We start from the raw sequence: 19,461 nt of genomic DNA on the forward strand, positions 1-19,461 counted from the left end.
TTTCAAGGATGACAGACAGCCCTGTTCTGGCTCTCGCAAAAGATTTAATCAGTCGCCAGTCTGTGACCCCGCTCGATGCGGGATGTCAGGACGTGATGATCGAACGTCTTAAAGCACTCGGTTTTGAGATTGAGATGATGGTGTTTGAAGACACCACCAATTTCTGGGCGCGCCGCGGCAGCGAAGCGCCGCTGTTTGCTTTTGCCGGTCACACTGACGTCGTACCGGCCGGACCGCTGGCGCAATGGCATACGCCTCCGTTCGAACCGACCGTTATCGACGGCCACCTGCATGGCCGTGGCGCTGCGGATATGAAAGGGTCACTGGCCTGTATGGTGGTGGCCGTGGAGCGCTTCATCGCTGAAAATCCGGATCACAAAGGCTCAATCGCCTTCCTGATCACCTCTGACGAAGAGGGACCGTTCATCAACGGTACCACGCGTGTGGTCGACACCCTGATGGCACGTGACGAGAAAATCGACATGTGCATTGTCGGCGAGCCATCCAGCACGCGGTACGTGGGTGATGTGGTGAAAAATGGTCGTCGCGGCTCTATCACCGGCGATCTGACTGTAAACGGTACCCAGGGCCACGTGGCCTACCCGCATCTGGCCAATAACCCGGTTCATCAGGCACTGCCTGCTCTGGCAGAACTGGCTGCGACCACCTGGGATGAGGGTAATGAATACTTCCCGCCAACCAGCTTCCAGATCCCGAATCTGTATGCCGGTACCGGCGCCTCCAACGTGATTCCGGGTGAGTTTAATGTCCAGTTCAACTTCCGTTTCAGTACCGAACTGAGCGATGAAGAAATCAAACGTCGCGTACACTCAACTCTGGATGCGCACGGTCTTGAGTACGATCTGAAATGGACACTGAGCGGTCATCCGTTCCTGACCGATACCGGTGCTCTGCGCGATGCGGTGGTTAAAGCGGTCAGTGAAGTTAACCATCAGCAGCCGCAACTGCTGACCACAGGCGGGACTTCAGACGGCCGTTTCATCGCCCGCATGGGAGCGCAGGTCGTGGAGCTGGGTCCGGTTAACGCCACTATCCACAAAGTCAACGAGTGCGTGAACATTGCGGATCTGGAAAAGCTGACTGATATGTATCAGAAAACTCTCGAGAACCTACTCGCGCAATGATGACCGCGGAGCAGCTGACCGGGCAAACCGAGTCACACCTGACCGAAGTCGTGGTGGGCCAGAAAGCCTTTCTGGTCCACCCACAGGTCAGCGCCGATTTGCTGGCGTTGAAACAAGCCGCCGATGCGGCCGGCTTTAATTTCAATATTGCCAGCGGTTTTCGCTCGTTTGAACGTCAGCTCGCGATCTGGAACCGTAAGATGAACGGCGAAGCGGTGATCCGCGATGCCGATAATCAGCCGTTAGATACGGCGCGGTTATCGCAAGGTGAAAAGGCGCAGGCCATCCTGCGCTGGTCCGCCCTGCCCGGTGGCAGCCGTCATCATTGGGGCAGTGATTTTGATGTCTTTGACCGTCATGCCCTGCCTGAGGGACAAACGCTGCAACTTGAGCCCTGGGAGTACTTAGAAGCCCATCAGCGGCCTTTTTATCAATGGCTGCAATGCAACCTGCACCGCTTCGGCTTCTTTTTCCCTTACCAGCAGCATGGTTCCGGAGTGGCATTTGAACCCTGGCATATCAGCCACCGTGCGACCGCACGTGAATGTCTGAGTGCCCTCACGCCGCAAATCCTGGATCAGCAGTTAGAACAGGCGCCCATTTTGGCGAAACAGTGGGTGCGCGAACACCTCAATCAGATCTACACTCAATATATTAGCCATATTTGCGATAGTGACTGAGATGATAGACTTCTTACTCAATCCCTGGGTTATCACCCTGCTGGTGATATTTGTGTTCGTGGGCAATATTGCAGCATTGAAACAGACGGCCAATACGGTCAAGTTTGGCGAAAAGCGGCCAAAAAGCGAGCTGGACAAGCTCAATGAACTGGATAAAGCGCACCACGGAGAATCAGCGGCGCAGCCCGAGTCAGCGCAAGACCCGGCCAGTGAGGATAAGCGATCACACAGTGATAAAATGCAATAATAAAGTGCAATGACAGTAAAAAGGGACGCTGATGCGTCCCTTTTGTTGTTTATAACGATGTAACGTCAATAAAGGCTTTATTGCGTTTTACTACGCTCCGAAATCGCCGCCAGCACCGGCATCATCTCTTTCAACAGCGCTTCTTCAACCGGTTTACCCGCTGAATCTGTCACGTTGATTGACGTGCGGTTACCCAAATCACCAAACAGGAAGGTATAAGTACCCGCCTTGAGGTTCATCGGTTTCACACCGATTTGCTGCCAGAACTCATCATCCGGCGCGGCATATTTAGCCTTAATCGTACCTTGTGACTGATTACGTTCTTCCAGAGTAAAGCCCATGCGAGGCAACAGCTCCGGCAGTCGAGGCCACAAAACATTATAAGGAGAGCGAGCAATAATGACCGGGAAGCCACTGCGGTCAGCACCCATAGAGATCGGGATCTGTTTCACCAGCGCCTGAGCTTTACGCTCCGCTTCCGCGCGCACTTCCTGATCGTATCGAGCGGTCACCAGGTTGGTCATCAACACGCTATAACGTTCTTTATTGGTCATAGAGACCGCCTGACGCTCACCAGCCTGCTGCCAGTCGACCAGGGCGACCGAGAAACCATAACGGTTATTCGCTTCGACCCGGCTCAGTTCGTAACGGCTGCCGATTTCGGCATCTTCATCTTCCGAGACCCAGTTCACCCAGTCAGTTTCAACTTGGGTGTCTGATTGTTGACGCGCTTTGATATTATGCTCACGCATCATCGTCAGCGCAGTCTGCCACACTTGATCGGCTTCATCTTTACGGATCATCCACAAAGTGACTTTGCCATTCTGGCTTTCGGCTCTGGCGCCTGGAATAAGTTCCAGCACCTGTTGCGGCGGACGAATATCGACCACAGTGCCGACACCACCTTTGAAATCACCTTGAGGAATATCGTAATCGGGATAAAACTGCGGCGTCGCCCCTTCAGGCAATGCCCACTGTTTAAAATCTTTGGTCTCTAGATAGGCAAAATCATCTTTGGCCTGGCGGCGTTGCGTTGGGCTGCTTGAACAGGCACTCAACACCAAAACAGCCAGTGACCCAACCACCAGCTGACGCGATAACTTCATTGAAACTCCTAAAATGTACCGGGGTATGAAAACCCCGGCATTGTACTGGATAGTGCCTTAGAAAATACAGGCTTCTGTCATTGCTTGGGCAACAAGTGGACGAGCTTGTTCAGAGAGTTCCGTTAAAGGTAGACGCAGATCACCTTCTGCAATCAGACCCATTTTGTGAGCAGCCCATTTAACCGGAATCGGACTGGACTCAACAAACAAACCTTTGTGCAGCGCCATCAGACGCTGGTTAATCACTTCAGCTTCTTCAAACTTACCTTCCAGCGCCAGACGCATCATTTTTGCCATGTCTGCAGCTGCAACGTTGTTGGTCACCGAAATGACCCCCTGACCACCCAGTTTTACAAACTCGAGGCCGGTCGCGTCGTCACCACTGAGCAGATCGAAATCTTTACCACACAGTTCACGGTGCAGGGCAACACGGCTCAAATCACCTGTTGCATCTTTGAGTGCGACAATGTTTTTTAGTTCCGCAACACGAGCCACTGTTTCTGGTTTCATGTCAACCGCGGTACGGCCAGGTACGTTGTAGAGGATAACCGGCACGTCGGTTTCCTGAGAAATCACTTTGTAATGCTGATACAAACCTTCCTGAGTCGGTTTGTTGTAGTACGGCGTCACACTCAGGTAACCTGAGATGCCGGTATTGTTCAGTAGTCGGCTGAAGGTCACTGATTCGTGGGTTGCATTCGCACCAGTGCCCGCAATGACCGGAATACGCCCGTCGGAAAACTCAACAGTTTTCTCCACAACTTTGACATGCTCTTCGATCGAGAGGGTGGCTGATTCACCGGTCGTCCCCACAGAAACGATTCCGTCAGTGCCAGCATCGATATGGTAATCGACCAGCTTTTTCAGGCTACGATAATCGACCTCACCGTCTGAATTAAAAGGTGTAATTAACGCGACGATACTTCCTGAAAACATGTCTATCTCCCTAGATTGATAACTCTTGCATGGTACTGCATGGCGCTTGAAAAACACAAGAGGGGCAAACCGCTTAAATAGCCCTTATGAGTGAATATTTATCAGATGTCAGATTTTAGGCTCATTCTATTCTGTACTCTGCTTTATACACAGTACAAACCACCGGATGTCAAACGGTGGTCATTTGTGCCCAAAGACACCCCTTTCTGCGCTCGATGCGAACCGCAACTTGGTAAAGGCTCTATGCCTGCTTTCCCGACTGTATCATGAAATCACTGCATGCAAAGGATAATTGTCGCGTTATAGAGGGTTTATTTTTATCACTTTCGGGTATGTCAAAATAACGCTTTGTCGTCGCACAGAAAAAGACGTTTTGGTGCGCTTTCTCTATACTTTAACTGTGTTAACATGCCGGAAAAATTCAGCGAAGTGATGCTATGACTCAACATTTAGTAATTACCGCAGTAGGAAGCGACCGACCAGGCATCTGTAATCAGGTGATCAAACTGGTGACTCAGGCCGGATGCAATATCATCGACAGTCGTATCGCCTTGTTCGGAAACGAATTTACCCTGATTATGTTAGTGTCGGGCAATGCCAACAGTGTCACACGGGTGGAAACCTTGCTGCCGTTACTGGGGCAGGAGCAGGAGCTGATCACCATGATGAAACGCACCTCACCTCATGTGAGCCAAAACAACGCTTACATCGTAGACATTTACGTCGAATCCGATGACAAGCCCGGGCTGACTGAAAAGTTCACCCAGTTTTTTGCCGAACGTAATATCGGTATGGCCTCACTCAGTGCCCAGACCATCGATAAGCAAAAACTTGAAAGTGAACACGACCAGTTCCAGCTCGCGATCACCGCGCACGTCGACGGTAATTGTAATCTGATGCAACTGCAGGAAGATTTTGATGCGGTGTGCGCTCAATTACAGGTCAAAGGTTCGCTGAACTTTATTAAAAACAGTCTCTGAACAAGCAATAAAAGGAAGGATGATGAATACACTAACCGCAGGCTCACCAGCACCGGCTTTTGCGCTTCCCGATCAGGATGGTAATACGGTCTCTTTGTCTGACTTTGCCGGTAAAAAAGTGCTGTTCTACTTTTACCCGAAAGCCATGACTCCGGGCTGTACTGTCCAGGCACAAGGAATGCGTGATGTCAAAGCAGAACTGGATGCGCACAATGTGGTCGTTCTGGGTGTCAGCATTGATCCGGTTAAACGTCTGGGCAAATTCATTGAACGCGACAATCTCAACTTCACGCTGCTGTCAGATGAAGACCATGCCGTAGCGGAACAGTTTGGCGTATGGGGCGAGAAAAAATTCATGGGTAAGGTGTACGATGGCCTGCACCGCATCAGTTTTCTGATTGATGAAAACGGCACAATTGAACATGTATTTAATAAGTTCAAAACCAAAGATCATCACGAAGTTGTTCTTAATTATCTCAATGAGAAAAATGCATAAATAGTCAAAGGGCCAGTCACAAGACTGGCCCTTTTTTTGTGTGAAGCTATACACCACTCAGACAATAAACTTGTTCAGAATGGCGTCTTGCTCACGCACATTTTCTGTCTGGGCCTGCATCGAAATACTCGCCTCTTGCGCAGATTCCGATACCTGAGTCGACAGATCTTTAATTTTCACCGTATTGCTGTTGATCTCTTCCGCAACCAGGCTCTGCTCTTCCGCCGCAGAAGCAATTTGCATATTCATATCACTGATCTGCTGAATTGACGCGCGGATACGCTGCAGCGCTTCATCCGCCAGCTGAGCTTTTTCCACGGCATCTTCTGCGGTCGACTTGCTCTCTTTCATCGCCACAGAAACGGAACCTGCCCCCGCCTGCAACTGTTCAATCATGCTGCGGATTTCCGTCGTCGATTGCTGAGTACGTTGCGCCAGGGTCCGAACTTCATCGGCAACCACAGCAAAACCTCGGCCAGACTCACCGGCACGGGCTGCTTCAATCGCCGCGTTCAGCGCCAGCAAATTGGTCTGATCGGCAATATCGTTGATCACTTTCAAGATGGTTTCGATATTGGATGTCGCCGATTCCAGACCGCGCACCTCTTCCACCGCCATCTCAATATGAGCGGACAAACGGTCAATCGACTGGGCGGTATCACTCACCACACGTGAACCTTCCACGGTCGCATCATCGGCTTCTTTCGCCGCTGAAGCGGCCCCTTGGGCGTTATTGGCCACTTCCGTTGCTGTCACCGCCATCTCGTGCATCGCGGTCGCCAACTGCTCAAGCTCCTGCAGTTGATCGCGCATCGCCGCCGCAGAGCCCTGCACTGTTCCCATGGTTTGCTCAGCACCATGCATGATTTCTACGCCAATCGCCTTGGACTGCTGAATCTGCTTTTGCAGTGCTTCGGTAAAGGTATTGAAGCCCTGTGCCAGCTCAGCAAACTCTTTATCGGTGTCCGTACTGAGACGTTTGGTTAAATCACCCTGACCGGACGCGACATCTTTAATCGCTTCATTGAGCGTACCCAGCGGACGCATCAGGAACTTAATCAGCAAGGTCAGGCCGACGATACTCACCAATACGCCAATCACAGTGTAAATGATGGTATTAGTACGCAGCGTATCCACTGCATCGTAAGCCTTATTTTCATCGACAATCGCACCTATGTACCAGTTTTCACTTGGCACCTTGGTGAAGTTGACCATAAACGGATTACCATCAATCTCTATTTCCTGCGTTCCCGGAGTAATGGTGACCTGTGGCAGGTAGCTGCTCAGCTTCTCGCCGTTGTTCGCCGTGGTCGGGTGCGCGATAGTGGTGCCATCGGCGGTAACGATGAACAGGTAACCGGCATCGAAAAGGTTAATGGAGTTGATAAGATCTGCCAGCTTGGTCAGCTCAAGATCGTAGAACATGCCACCGACAAACTGACCGTTGTCAAACACCGGCGTACCGATAGACATAATGGTTTTCTTAGTTGATACATCAACATACGGCGCAGTCAGCGTTAGCTTACGCTCTTGCTTGGCGGCCATAAACCAAGGGCGTTTACGCGGATCATAATCGCCGCTTGGCTCCCAGCCATCGTCATTTTCAACCACGCTGCCGTCGGCTTGATAGCCAAGACCGACCGCCAGGAAACTGCCTTTCAGTGCCGGTTTTTCCAACACGTTTTTAACGTAAGTGCGGTTCTGCGGATCCAGTTCCAGAACTTCGGTGGTGGACTGAGCCAGCGCCTTTTTACTGGTCATCTGTGCGGTAATCGTGTTATTTACCCCGGCAACCATCTCCTTCAGGCTGCTGTTAACCAAAGACTCGACTTCTGTGCGCACTGTGCTCAGCTGCTGAATCGATAACAGCAATATAATCAGTAACAGTAGCGCCGATGAAGCGGCCACAATTTTTTGGCTAAATCTCATATTTTCCCTCAACTCATAAGCTTGTAGCGATTAACTGCAATCAATAAAAAGTCATTTATTATTATTTGATCCATCATTGTGTATATATCGACTAGCCATAACAAAACTTAAGGCCTAACTTAACCGTTAGTTATAGTTCAATCAATAATACTTTATTTACATTTTATTCACCGGATAAATTAACGCCCCATCATACAATGACAGGGCGCCGCAAAATTTAGTGCTGCAATCAGCTCAGTTGCTCCGGTGGCTCTTCTTCGGTACTCGGCAGGGCATTCCAGACCGCTTTCACCAGAGTCGCCAGCGGGATAGCAAAGAACACCCCCCAGAAACCCCATAATCCACCAAACACCAGCACAGAGACGATGATGGCAACCGGGTGCAGGTTGACCGCTTCAGAAAACAGCACCGGAACCAGTACATTCCCATCCAGTGCCTGTATGATGCCATAAGCAATCAGCAGGTAGTAAAACTGCGGCGTCATTCCCCATTGGAACAAACCGACCACTGCCACCGGAACCGTCACTGCGGCAGCACCGATATACGGGATCAACACCGAGAGGCCGACCGCGACCGCGAGCAGCACCGAATAACGCAGGTCAAGAATAGCAAAAGTGACATAGCTGACACTGCCCACAATCAATATTTCCAATACTTTACCGCGAATATAGTTGGAAATTTGCTGATTCATTTCATGCCAGACTTTGTTGGCCAGCTTACGGTTGCGTGGCAGAACGCCGCGCACCATACCCAACATTTCCTGCTTGTCTTTGAGCAGGAAGAAGACCAGCAAAGGCACCAGGATCAGGTAAACCGCTAAGGTCGCAATACTGACCAGGGAAGCCAGAGAGCCTTTCACCACGGATTCGCCCATGCCCAACGCTTTATTTTTGGCATTGGTTACAATCGATTCAACGATTTGCAGATTGGCCAGTTCCGGATAGCGCTCTGGAATCATGGCGATAAATTTTTGCAGCCCGTTGTACATATTGGGAATATCGTTAATCAGGTTAACGATCTGCTGCCAGATGGTCGGTACCAGGCCAAACACCGCCAGCAACATCAGGCCGGTAAACAGCATAATGACTAATATCACCGCCAGAGTGCGCGGGATTTTCATTCGGCACAATTGGATCACCGGCCATTCCAGCAGATAAGCCAGTACAATAGCGACCAGCAGAGGGGCAATTAGATGACCAAAGAAATAGATGGTAATAAAACCAAAGAACAGTATCGCCACCAGGCTGACAGCGTGTGGATCGGAGAAACGTCGCTTATACCAACGACTCACCAGTTCAAACATTGGATCCTCTCTCCTTAACTATGTATAGCGAAAAATAACCATCGGCATAGTCACTCTGGCAGGTAAACGGTTGCCGGAGCAAGTAGGCTTCAATATCGCGTTTTGAGTTTGGATCAGACAGCAAAATGGTGGTCGATTCACCAGCATCCAGCTGCACAGTGTGACGTTTGGCAAGTAATAACGCCATAGGGCAGCGCTGCTGACGTAAATCGAGAATATTCGGTTCCATTCTGCGGCTCAATCCTTAATATAGGTGAGATATTGTATAGTCTTTTGCGCGGCGTGCCAGTTTTTCTCTCGGAGAAAAAATCGTTACCTTTCATTACCAAGCAATAGCGAATCGGCAAACCCGCGCAAGATTGACTAATGGTCAAAGGTGCAGCGCTGCTGCCATGCCGGCGCACCTTGTCAGCGTATCAGTCCCGGCCGCCCGCAGGGAAACCATTCCGATGAGACAGTGTCTTAGTGAGAGATGATTTTGGAGTATTACCTGTAGCTATGATAGTCAAACGTACTCGTTCACTGTTATGTCTCTGCCTCGCAGCGGCCCTGGCCGCTCCGGTGCCGAGTTATGCCGACAGCATTGAATTGCCCGACATCGGCACCGTCGCCGGCTCAACCCTGACCATAGATCAGGAACTGATCTATGGTGACGCATACATGCGCATGCTGCGCAATAACCAACCGGTTATCGATGACCCGGTCCTGAACGAATACATCGATGCGCTCGGTCACCGCCTGGTCGCCAATAGCGATGATGTCAAAACGCCGTTCACCTTTTTTATGATTCGCGATCGTAACATTAACGCGTTTGCGTTTTTCGGCGGTTATGTGGCCCTGCATTCCGGCCTGTTCCTGCATGCCCAGTCTGAGAGTGAACTGGCATCGGTGATGGCGCATGAAATCGCCCATGTCACCCAACGTCACCTGGCGCGCAGTATGGAAGATCAGGCCCAGCGAACGCCGGCCACCATTGCCGCCCTGGCTGGCTCACTGCTGCTGGCTATCGCAGCCCCGCAAGCGGGTATTGCCGCCATTACCGCCACGACCGCCGGTAATATTCAGAGTCAGATCAACTACACCCGAGCCAATGAAAAAGAAGCCGACCGGTTTGGCATCAATACCCTGGCCAAAGCGGGTTTTGACGTCAATGCCATGCCACGCTTTTTTGGTCGTCTGGCCGATGAATATCGCTATGCCAGCACACCACCGCCTATGTTGCTGACTCACCCGCTGCCGGCTGATCGTATCACCGACAGCCGGGTGCGTGCCCAGCAGTTCAGTCCGGTTCAGTTGCCGCCGTCGCTGCATTATCACCTGGCGCGCGCGCGCGTGGTTGCCCGTTATGCCGGGATTGACTCAGATGCCGCGCTGGATTGGTTTGAGCGCACGCAGAAAAAAGCGGCTCCCGAGCTCAAACCGGCCTTTGACTATGGCAAAGCGCTGGTGTATCTCGACAGCCGCCGTTTTGATGAGGCAGAGCCCCTGCTCGATTCGCTGCTCAAAAGCGATGCCAACAATAATTTCTATCTCGATGCGCTGACCGACCTGTATCTGGCCACAGACCGCGCGCCACAGGCAGTCGAACGCCTCAGCAGCGCGCTGAAGCAGAAGCCGAATAACCCGGTGCTGGTCATCAACTATGCCAACGCATTGATCAAAGCGGAGCAGTATCCGCAGGCAATACGTACCCTGCAGCGCTACACCCACGACAACCCCAACGATCCCAATGGCTGGCACCTGTTATCTGAGTCCAGTGCCCTGGGGGGGAACGGCGCCGAGGAGCTGGCGGCACGGGCTGAAATCCTCGCTCTGCAAGCCAACTGGAACAAAGCGATTCAGTTTTATACTCAGGCCAGCCAGCTGGCGAAACTGGGCAGTTTGGAACAGGCGCGCTACGATGCACGTATCGACCAGTTGATGGTGCAACGAGAGCGCTTCTTGACACTGCAATAACCTACTTAAGAGGAAGTTTTTATGTCTGTCGTGATTTATCACAACCCGAGATGCTCCAAAAGCCGTGAAACACTGGTGCTGTTGCAAGCCAACCACATCGACCCACAAGTGGTGAAATACCTGGATGAGCCGCTGAACGTGGCCCAGTTGAAAGAGCTGTACACCCAGCTGGGCCTGAGTCAGGTGCGCGAGATGATGCGGACCAAAGAAGAACTCTATAAAGAACTCAACCTGACTGACAGCTCCCTATCGGATGATGACCTGTTTGCCGCCATGGCCGAACACCCGAAGCTGATTGAACGTCCAATCGTGGTTGCCAACGGAAAAGCCCGCCACGGGCGTCCACCGGAGCAGGTACTGGACATTCTATGACAGTAGAACAGGTATGAGAGTAGAACAGGTATGAGTCTGAAACTCGTGGTGCTGTATTACAGCCGCCATGGCGGCACCCGTGCGCTGGCGCGTCAGGTCGCACGTGGCATTGAGTCGGTCGCTGGCTGTGAGGCCGTACTGCGCACTGTGCCGGAGCTCAGCCCGCAGCAGGCCGATGGAGAAGATCCCCATCTGACTCTGGATGAGCTCAAGCAGTGCGATGGTCTGGCGATGGGCAGCCCGGTCTGGTTTGGTAATATGGCCGCTCCCCTGAAACACTTCTGGGATCAAACCACTCCGCTGTGGCTGAGCGGAGATCTCATCGACAAACCGGCCTGCGTATTCACTTCCTCGTCCACTTTGCATGGCGGCCAGGAAACCACACAGCAAAGCATGCAATTACCCCTGCTTCATCACGGCATGCTGATTCTCGGCATCCCCTATTCCGAGCCGGCGCTGCACACCACAAGCTCCGGCGGCACGCCTTATGGCGCCAGTCATGTGTCGGGTCATCAGGACAAACTGAGCGCAGAGGAAAACCAGCTGGCGCAACGCTTAGGGCAACGCCTTGCGCGTATCGCAAGCCAACTGAAGGAAAATTCATGAGTGTCGACATGTCTCCCCGCACTGCGCTGTTCCGCTGGCTGGCACTGGGCGGAAATTTAGCGTTGCTGGCCTGGATAGCACTGTGGCAACTGTCGCTATCGCCTCATCCGCACATTAATGCGCTGACCCTGGCCATCGCCTGGATGATCCCCTTGCTACTGCCACTGCCGGGAATCCTGGCCGGCAAACCGTACACGCATGCCTGGGCCAATTTCATTTTGATGTTCTACTTTTTGCACGCCCTGACTCTGCTGTACATCGATAACGGTGAACGCTTGCTGGCGGCGGTGGAACTTGTCCTTACCTTTGCCGCCTTTATCGGCAATATCCTCTACGCCCGTCACCGTGGTAAAGAGCTGGGCTTGAAACTGACCCGCTTGTCAGAGGTGGAAAAGCAGGAGCGGGCCCGATTTGATCAGCCACGTAAGTAATGCCTCAGCACCGCAAATAGCGCAGCTGATGGTAAAGACAGACGACATTAAAAAAGCGCCTAATGGCGCTTTTTTAATGATGACGAATCGTGACTGATTCCCGCTGACATGATTTGCTGCTGTTATCACTGCTCATTCTTATTGCCGCCGACGGTTATTGTTGCCAGCTAAAGTACAACACTGGCAGTGCAGGTAGTTGCGGCTCAGGCTCAGCAAGCGGCGCTTGCGCCACTGTTGGCTCTGCCAATACCGGAGTAATGTCTGTTGGCGATATCGGATCGGCGCTGCTTTCCTGCGCCGGAACCGCAGCGCCATCAATCTCTGCCTCATCAGTCACAGATGCGTCATCACTCAGTGGCTGTGGCGTCACCTCAGGTACAGGCGCGACAAGTGGTGCTGGTGGCGCTTCACGCTTACCGACTGCACCAATACGCAGCGCTTCCTGTTCAAACTCAGCTTCACTGGTCAGCAGATTCACCTTGAAGGTGACTTCATCGCCCTGAATTTTCACTATGTCCAGTGACGCCACTGAACTCAGGCGCTGTAACTGCTCTTCCAGAGTAAAGAAAGCAATCGCACCATCAATCGGTTTAAAGGCCGCCAGTACAGCTTGCGATGATTCGCCATTGACCACAACCGCATTCTGCTTGGCATAGTAATCGCTAAGCTCATCCACCATCTGGGTCGCCGCATCCGCACCGGATGCTTGGCCGTTCAACGGCGTTTTCGGTGCGGAAATCATGCTCTCGGCCTGCTGATCATACAAGGTCCAGCGTAAATCAGAACCTTGGGCGCGTACCACAAGTACCGCATCCGTAGCGTAACGCTGGCTGGCCTGGCTGATTGGCCGGCTAAAACCACCCCACAAATCGGAAATCTGTGCACCGGTGATATCATCAAAATCACCCACCGGTACCGTCAATGGCAAACCTCGGGCAGCAGCGGCAAGCCTGATGTGTTTAAGTAGCGCTGAATCACTGTGTTCCCAGCTGATGCTGCGATCATAATCGGACTCTTCTACCAGCCACACCAGCAGATTGGCACGCTCCTGCGGCCAGAATGGTAATTGAGCCTGGGTCAGTAATGCACGAACGTTAGGCGCACTAAAGCCCATACGCACCACTTTGGCGTCATCCTGCTGGGCATAGCTGATTTGATTGAGATACTGAGACGTGCGGCCGAGGGCTTTTTGCACCACACTATTACTGGCCGCATCTTTATTGCCGCTGGCGCGGATGATCACTTGCTGCAATCCCGCGGCACGGGCGGCAGCATCGGCGTTATCCTGTTGCTGATCCAGTACCACTTCCGTTTGATACAAGTTGACTTTTGTCAGGGCAAACGCGGGCAGACTCATCAGCCCCATCATCAACCAAGCTAAATAACGCATACTCTTCCTACCTTCCACATCGTGAAGCCTGATGATAAGCAACTCTCCCGCTTCGGGCAAGGCGCGCCTACTGTCTCAGGTCAAATTGGCTCTGCCAGCTCCAGCGTACTTTTGCCGCCTTAGTGATAAAAACCACAAAAACTTTGATCCAGTTTGCATGGCAATCGTTTGCAAAAGTGATAGAATCGCGCGAATTTTGTTTCAGCATCAGGGAAAAAACGATGAAAAATGCCATTCAAGGCGCACAAATGCTATTTGTTGCATTTGGTGCTCTGGTTCTTGTACCGCTTCTGACCGGTCTGGATCCTAACGTTGCACTATTCGGGGCTGGTGTCGGCACCCTTCTTTTCCAACTCATTACTCGCCGCTCAGTGCCAATCTTCCTTGCCTCTTCGTTCGCTTTTATTGCTCCTATTATGTACGGTATCCAAAGTTGGGGTATTGCGGCGACCATGGGTGGCCTGATGGCCGCGGGTGTGGTGTACATTATTCTGGGTGCGGTCATTAAAGTGCGCGGTGTTGGCATCATCCATAAACTGCTGCCACCGGTTGTGGTTGGCCCGGTGATCATGGTCATCGGTCTGGGCCTGGCTCCGGCTGCGGTCAATATGGCTCTGGGTAAAACCGGCGACGGTTCAGTCCAGCTGGTCAACGGCGACGCAGCATTGTGGATTTCCTGTGTCTCGCTGCTGGTCACTGTGGTCATCAGTGTTTTTGCCAAAGGCTTCTTTAAACTACTGCCGATTTGTGGCGGTATTGCGGCCGGTTATGCACTGTCACTCTACTTTGGAGTGGTCAGCTTTGCACCGGTGCAACAAGCTGCCTGGTTTGCACTGCCAAACTTCACTTTCCCTGAATTCAATATCAATGCGATCCTGTTTATGATTCCGGTGGCCATTGCTCCGGCGGTCGAGCACGTGGGTGATATGCTGGCCATTTCGAACGTGACCGGTAAAGACTACATCAAAAAACCGGGTCTGCACCGCACCATCGCAGGTGACGGAGTGGCAACCATCGCAGCGACTTTCCTGGGTGCGCCGCCAAACACCACCTACAGTGAAGTAACCGGTGCAGTCATGCTGACCAAAGCATTCAACCCGGTCATCATGACCTGGGCTGCCGTGACGGCTATCATTCTGGCTCTGGTCGGTAAACTGGGCGCGCTGCTGCAAACCATCCCGGTTCCGGTGATGGGCGGTATTATGATTCTGCTGTTTGGTTCAATCGCTACGGTCGGCCTCAACACCCTGATCAAAAACCATGTTGACCTGCACAAATCACGTAACCTGGTGATTGTGGCGATTACTCTGGTCTTTGGTATCGGTGGCATGGCCTTCGGCATCGGCGAGTTCAGCCTGCAGGGCGTCAGCTTGTGCGGAATTGTGGCGATTATTCTTAACCTGGTTCTGCCACAGGATCTGGGTGAAAACCATGTGGTCGATAATGCCCAGATGGAAGAAGACAACTAATTTGCGTGTCTGAACACAGCGCGAGTTCAGTAAGAATTCACCACAAAACGGCCTCTGCAGAGGCCGTTTTTATTGGATGCGTATCCACTCAACCCTCGGGCTGACACAACTCCGCGAACTTAGCCCGGGTCAGCAGGGCTAAATCCTGTGGGGCCAGCTCAATTTCCAGGCCGCGCTTTCCGGCACTGACACACAAGGTCGGCAAGGTCTCGGCACTGCGATGAATAAAGGTCGGTAACGCTTTCTTCTGGCCAAGCGGACTGATGCCCCCGACCACGTAGCCGGTGGTTTTCTGCGCGATATCCGGATCAGCCATATCTGCTTTCTTGGCGCCTGCCGCTTTGGCCGCCAGCTTGAGATTGAGCTTTTGATCAACCGGGAGGATAGCCACGGCCAGATTCTTGGCTTCACCGTTGAGACAGAACAGCAGGGTTTTAAATACGGTTTTCGGATCCTGACCTAACGCCTGCGCCGCTTCCAGTCCGTAACTGCTGTGGCTGGGATCATGCTCATACTGGTGAATGGTGTGGGCAATTTTCTTCTTCTTGGCAAGATTAATGGCAGGAGTCATGCGAAATAGGTCCTTATCCCCGATAACAAACACAAAAACAGGCGGACTTAATGCCGCCGGCCTGTCCACAAAAGCGGCTCAATTCTGGCAACTGCGCCGCTCAGCGGCTAGTAAAAGGGATCGCACGCATAACGTCAATCTCTGCGGTCAAACTGTCAGGAATATTCCTCGGCAGCGGATAGACACACCTTACTTATAAATAATCTCACCGGATGGGGCATACAGATTGACGTCAATCGGACTCATCGCCTGCAGATAATCCTTCAAAACCTCGGCATCAACAAAGCCGGTGTTCACAAAACCCGGATGCCGGGTAATATCCGGATAACCGTCGCCACCCGCAGCGTTATAACTCGGAATGCTGAAGCGATAATGTCCGTCCAGACGCAACTGTTTGCCACTGATAAACACATTCGATACCCGACCGTCAGCAATCGTCATCGAAATACCGGCAAATTGGGCAAACGCACCACTGTCGACCGGTTTGGTCGCCACGACATTCAGATACGCCAGCAACTCCTCACCGTCCATCTCGACATAGCTGAGTGTGTTACCAAACGGCTGAACCTGAAGTACATCTTTATAGGTCACCTCACCGGCGGCGATCGAATCGCGCACACCGCCTGAGTTCATGATGGCAAAATCGGCTTTTGCCCGTTGCATATGCGCAGTGGCAATCAGATGACCCAGATTGGTCTGCCTAAAACGCACCACATCACGATCGCCTTCCAGCTTGCCGTTGGTCTCGGCAATTTTGACATTCAGCTGTGCCTGGCCCTGCTCCTGATACGGACGCAGGAAAGCCTCAAGCGCCGGATCAGGCTCGATAGCTTGAGTGGCGATAACCCGGCTGCTCTCTCCGTTCACGCTGACTTTTTTTGTCAGGTTAACCGGGATCAACTGATAACTGATCCGGTTGAGTTCGCCATTGCGGAACTGGTAATCCGCACGGCCGACATATTTGCCCCATTCATAGGCCTGCAGGATATCGGTGCCATTCTGCTGATCAGGCTGACAGGCATCGCCGGGAGCAAAGTTCTTCACCATCACATTCGGGCCTTCCATGCACACCGGCTCCTGCGAATGACCGCCGATAATCATATCCAGCGCACCATGCGGCAGAGCTCGGGCCAGGGAGACATCGCCCGGCGCATTACTGCCATGCTGCGCATCCTGATAGTGCCCCATGTGGGTGACCGCAATCACCACATCCGGCTGTTCACTATGCTGCAGTTCAGCCACCAGCTGTTTGGCTTCGGTTTTAGGATCACGAAATTCCAGCCCCTCAATATACTGTGGATTACCGATCAGTGCGGTATCTTCGGTAGTGAGGCCAATCACAGCAATTTTAATCCCCTGCTTATTGATGATCTGATACGGCTGGAACAGACGCTGCCCGGTCGCTTTATCATAAATATTGGCGGATAGCAGCGGAAAATTAGCCCATTGCTGCTGCTTAAACAGCACCTCCAGCGGATTATCAAATTCGTGGTTACCAATCGCCATCGCATCGTAACCCAGCACACTCATACCTTTAAAATCCGGCTCCGCATCCAGCAGGTCTGATTCCGGCACACCGGTATTGATATCACCGCCGGAAAGCAGCAACACACTGCCACCCTGCGCGGTCACCTCGGCCCGGATCTGTTCGATCAGAGTCTTACGTGCGGCCAGGCCATATTCGCCATACTGATTCGGCCAGAAGCGGCCATGATGATCGTTGGTGTGCAAGATGGTCAGAGTGTAGGTTTTATCTTCCTGCCAGGCGGGCTGAGGTGAACTGGCACAGCCTGCCAGCACAGCGGCCAGCACACTTCCCAGCGCGGATTTTACGAGTAAGCCTTGTTTCATGAGAATGCGTTCCACTGATACGGTTCCACTGCGGTGATACGCTTCAGCGGTAAACAGGTTACGCCGGTGCAAATCTGTCGCTTGCTGGCCGTCCCCACTGAAGGCATCTGCTTTATCCGCCAAGTATGTGCAACAAATCGCGCTCAAGCCAGTTTTAGCGTGTACGTTCGAGAGATGCCGCGCATAAAAAAACCGCCAAACGGCGGTTTTTCAGATTTGCAGCGCAGAGCAATCAGCGGATATCAATATGCGCAAAGCTCTTAATCATATCATCCAGAGCTTTCATCTGGGCCAGGAATGGCTCCAGCTTGTCCAGCGGCAGCGCAGACGGGCCGTCACATTTGGCCTGATCCGGAGTCGGATGCGCTTCGATAAACAGGCCGGCAATACCGGTCGCCAGACCAGCCTTAGCCAGTTCTACGGTTTGCTCACGGCGACCGCCAGAAGCGGCGCCAGATGGATCGCGCATCTGCAGAGAGTGAGTCACGTCAAAGATGATCGGGCTGCCGTTAGACGCCTTTTTCATCACCCCAAAGCCCAGCATGTCAACCACCAGGTTGTCGTAACCGTGGCAAGAACCACGTTCACACAAAATCACTTTCTCGTTACCACATTCCGCGAACTTCTCAACGATGTTACCCACCTGACCCGGACTCATAAACTGTGGTTTCTTCACGTTAATCACCGCACCGGTTTTCGCCATCGCTTCCACCAGGTCAGTCTGACGCGCCAGGAACGCCGGCAACTGGATCACGTCCACAACGTCGGCAACAGGCTGAGCCTGAGCTTCTGTGTGCACGTCAGTAATGATCTTCACCCCAAAAGTATCTTTCAGTTCCTGAAAGATTTTCATCCCTTCTTCCAGGCCAGGGCCGCGGTAAGAGTGGACAGAACTGCGGTTCGCTTTATCAAACGACGCTTTGAATACGTAGGGAATGCCCAACTTTTCAGTTACTTTTACGTAGTGTTCACAGATCTGCATCGCCATATCGCGCGATTCCAGTACGTTCATACCAGCAAACAGAGTAAACGGCTTGTCGTTCGCTACCGGGATATCACCTACGTGAACAATTTTCTGTTCCATGTTTTTTCTCTTAGTTAGGCTTAATGCAGGGTCACGGCATCGTGACTCAGGGCATTAAGTTGAGTTTTCAGTAATTCTGCGGCCGGATCATCCGGGCACTGTTCTATAAAATATTGGTAGTCGGTCAAGGCAACCTGATGACAATCGAGCTGCTGGTAGATAAAACCGCGATCGCGAATTTCGTACGGATCATCGGGCACAAATGTCAGGGCCAGATCGGTACATCGCAGGGCAAGAGTATAGTGCTCTTCACGCAGCAGAGCACTTTTCACCAGCGCCAGCCAGCGACCGATAATGGTCGGGTGATCGGCCGGTTTGAGGTGATCCGTTTTCAGTTTCGTCAGCGGACCTTTGTGGCCAATCAACCACGCCTGCAGCGTATGCAGCGAGACATATTCACCAGAAAACGGATTGATGTAACGCGGCCCTTCATCCGGCCAGTGCAGCTCAACAATAAACTGGGTCGGGAATGTCACGCCTTGCAGCGGAAAGCCGAGCTGGCGGCCGAAATAAAGCAGCAGAGCCCCCAGACTGACCGGGATCCCTTTACGTCGCTCCAGTACTTTATCGATAAAAGCGTTACTGGAATCAAAGTAGGCTTCGCTGTCACCGGCGAAACCCCACTCGAAATAAAACAGGCGCAAAAACGCCTCAAAGCGTTTTTTCTCATCACGCTCATGCAACAGAGCAAGCTCGGCTTCATCCAGCAGACGCTTAAGTTCCACTTTAGCCCAGGCAACCTGAGTGTCAGGATTGATGGCTTTATTCAGCGCCAGAGCACCGTCCACCAGCTCCATCGCATCAAAATCTTCATCACACAAATCCAGCATCAAACTACTCTATCGGTTGGTTATTTCTTCAGGTTATGTCTGCACGCCCTGCGGCAAGGGCGTGCCTTTACATGACATG

Annotated in this window: 20 protein-coding genes; 10 read left to right on the top strand and 10 right to left on the bottom strand. The window is 52.3% G+C overall.

Features of this window, described 5'->3' with window-relative positions; all coding sequences use genetic code 11:
- Positions 1-8: 8 nt before the first annotated feature.
- Genes dapE through J0X00_RS08050 form a run of 3 tightly spaced genes read left to right on the top strand, consistent with a single transcriptional unit; the run spans position 9 to position 2,072 of the window.
- Entirely contained in the window at positions 9-1,145 is a 1,137-nt protein-coding gene (dapE, locus tag J0X00_RS08040; protein WP_282477880.1) for a succinyl-diaminopimelate desuccinylase, read from the top strand.
- Positions 1,145-1,825, top strand: a complete 681-nt coding sequence (locus J0X00_RS08045) for a M15 family metallopeptidase (protein ID WP_206208369.1) — start codon at positions 1,145-1,147, stop codon at positions 1,823-1,825. Before dapE ends, J0X00_RS08045 begins: the two co-directional genes overlap by 1 nt.
- Before the next feature lie 4 nt (positions 1,826-1,829).
- Positions 1,830-2,072, top strand: a complete 243-nt coding sequence (locus tag J0X00_RS08050; RefSeq protein WP_282478279.1) for a DUF2897 family protein — start codon at positions 1,830-1,832, stop codon at positions 2,070-2,072.
- Between the two features lie 77 nt (positions 2,073-2,149).
- Here J0X00_RS08050 and bamC read toward each other — a convergent pair whose 3' ends face one another.
- Together bamC and dapA are read right to left on the bottom strand one after the other, a co-directional pair.
- Entirely contained in the window at positions 2,150-3,178 is a 1,029-nt protein-coding gene (bamC, locus tag J0X00_RS08055; protein ID WP_282477881.1) for an outer membrane protein assembly factor BamC, read from the bottom strand.
- Between the two features lie 57 nt (positions 3,179-3,235).
- Complete coding sequence (dapA, locus tag J0X00_RS08060; RefSeq protein WP_136482422.1) at positions 3,236-4,114, bottom strand: 4-hydroxy-tetrahydrodipicolinate synthase; 879 nt, start codon at positions 4,112-4,114, stop codon at positions 3,236-3,238.
- A 437-nt stretch (positions 4,115-4,551) separates the two neighbouring features.
- Between dapA and J0X00_RS08065 the strand changes: the two genes are divergently transcribed.
- Both J0X00_RS08065 and bcp read left to right on the top strand, forming a co-directional pair.
- Positions 4,552-5,094, top strand: coding sequence for a glycine cleavage system protein R (locus J0X00_RS08065; RefSeq protein ID WP_136482420.1), 543 nt, complete (start codon positions 4,552-4,554; stop codon positions 5,092-5,094).
- A 22-nt stretch (positions 5,095-5,116) separates the two neighbouring features.
- The gene (gene bcp, locus J0X00_RS08070) at positions 5,117-5,590 is read left to right on the top strand and encodes a thioredoxin-dependent thiol peroxidase (protein WP_136482418.1); all 474 of its coding nucleotides are present in this window, start codon (positions 5,117-5,119) and stop codon (positions 5,588-5,590) included.
- 57 nt (positions 5,591-5,647) lie between these two features.
- On the opposite strand, the gene J0X00_RS08075 is transcribed toward bcp, so the two are convergent.
- The 3 genes from J0X00_RS08075 to J0X00_RS08085 form a co-directional block, all read right to left on the bottom strand.
- Positions 5,648-7,519: a methyl-accepting chemotaxis protein gene (locus tag J0X00_RS08075; protein ID WP_282477882.1), complete on the bottom strand. Its 1,872-nt coding sequence runs from the start codon at positions 7,517-7,519 to the stop codon at positions 5,648-5,650.
- Positions 7,520-7,748: 229 nt separating this feature from the next.
- The gene (locus J0X00_RS08080; protein ID WP_218562796.1) at positions 7,749-8,822 is read right to left on the bottom strand and encodes an AI-2E family transporter; all 1,074 of its coding nucleotides are present in this window, start codon (positions 8,820-8,822) and stop codon (positions 7,749-7,751) included.
- Positions 8,815-9,051, bottom strand: coding sequence for a sulfurtransferase TusA family protein (locus tag J0X00_RS08085; protein ID WP_218562795.1), 237 nt, complete (start codon positions 9,049-9,051; stop codon positions 8,815-8,817). The genes J0X00_RS08080 and J0X00_RS08085 overlap by 8 nt, the downstream gene beginning before the upstream one ends.
- 269 nt (positions 9,052-9,320) lie before the next feature.
- On the opposite strand from J0X00_RS08085, the gene J0X00_RS08090 reads away from it, so the two are divergent.
- Genes J0X00_RS08090 through J0X00_RS08105 form a run of 4 tightly spaced genes read left to right on the top strand, consistent with a single transcriptional unit; the run spans position 9,321 to position 12,187 of the window.
- Positions 9,321-10,778, top strand: a complete 1,458-nt coding sequence (locus J0X00_RS08090; protein ID WP_136482410.1) for a M48 family metallopeptidase — start codon at positions 9,321-9,323, stop codon at positions 10,776-10,778.
- Positions 10,779-10,799: 21 nt separating this feature from the next.
- The gene (gene arsC, locus J0X00_RS08095) at positions 10,800-11,150 is read left to right on the top strand and encodes an arsenate reductase (glutaredoxin) (protein WP_282477883.1); all 351 of its coding nucleotides are present in this window, start codon (positions 10,800-10,802) and stop codon (positions 11,148-11,150) included.
- Positions 11,151-11,180: 30 nt separating this feature from the next.
- Positions 11,181-11,756: an NAD(P)H:quinone oxidoreductase gene (gene wrbA / locus J0X00_RS08100; RefSeq protein WP_218562794.1), complete on the top strand. Its 576-nt coding sequence runs from the start codon at positions 11,181-11,183 to the stop codon at positions 11,754-11,756.
- A complete protein-coding gene (locus J0X00_RS08105) occupies positions 11,753-12,187 on the top strand; it encodes a DUF2069 domain-containing protein (protein WP_136482403.1) in 435 nt (144 codons plus the stop codon). The genes wrbA and J0X00_RS08105 overlap by 4 nt, the downstream gene beginning before the upstream one ends.
- A gap of 154 nt (positions 12,188-12,341) precedes the next feature.
- Here J0X00_RS08105 and J0X00_RS08110 read toward each other — a convergent pair whose 3' ends face one another.
- Positions 12,342-13,577: a DUF2066 domain-containing protein gene (locus J0X00_RS08110; protein WP_282477884.1), complete on the bottom strand. Its 1,236-nt coding sequence runs from the start codon at positions 13,575-13,577 to the stop codon at positions 12,342-12,344.
- 221 nt (positions 13,578-13,798) lie between these two features.
- On the opposite strand from J0X00_RS08110, the gene J0X00_RS08115 reads away from it, so the two are divergent.
- Positions 13,799-15,046, top strand: coding sequence for a uracil-xanthine permease family protein (locus J0X00_RS08115; RefSeq protein ID WP_136482400.1), 1,248 nt, complete (start codon positions 13,799-13,801; stop codon positions 15,044-15,046).
- 88 nt (positions 15,047-15,134) lie between these two features.
- Here the strand turns inward: J0X00_RS08115 and ybaK are convergent, their stop codons facing one another.
- The 4 genes from ybaK to J0X00_RS08135 form a co-directional block, all read right to left on the bottom strand.
- Positions 15,135-15,617: a Cys-tRNA(Pro) deacylase gene (ybaK, locus tag J0X00_RS08120; protein WP_136482398.1), complete on the bottom strand. Its 483-nt coding sequence runs from the start codon at positions 15,615-15,617 to the stop codon at positions 15,135-15,137.
- Positions 15,618-15,806: 189 nt separating this feature from the next.
- On the bottom strand, positions 15,807-17,468 hold the full coding sequence (ushA, locus tag J0X00_RS08125; RefSeq protein ID WP_282478280.1) for a bifunctional UDP-sugar hydrolase/5'-nucleotidase UshA: 1,662 nt from the start codon (positions 17,466-17,468) through the stop codon (positions 15,807-15,809).
- Positions 17,469-17,700: 232 nt separating this feature from the next.
- The gene (gene kdsA, locus J0X00_RS08130) at positions 17,701-18,552 is read right to left on the bottom strand and encodes a 3-deoxy-8-phosphooctulonate synthase (RefSeq protein ID WP_136482396.1); all 852 of its coding nucleotides are present in this window, start codon (positions 18,550-18,552) and stop codon (positions 17,701-17,703) included.
- 20 nt (positions 18,553-18,572) lie between these two features.
- Positions 18,573-19,382: a SirB1 family protein gene (locus J0X00_RS08135; protein ID WP_282477885.1), complete on the bottom strand. Its 810-nt coding sequence runs from the start codon at positions 19,380-19,382 to the stop codon at positions 18,573-18,575.
- Between the last annotated feature and the right edge of the window lie 79 nt (positions 19,383-19,461).

Origin of the sequence: Vibrio sp. ABG19, from assembly GCF_029962385.1 — a bacterium.
Taxonomy (GTDB): Bacteria; Pseudomonadota; Gammaproteobacteria; order Enterobacterales; family Vibrionaceae; genus Vibrio; species Vibrio ostreae.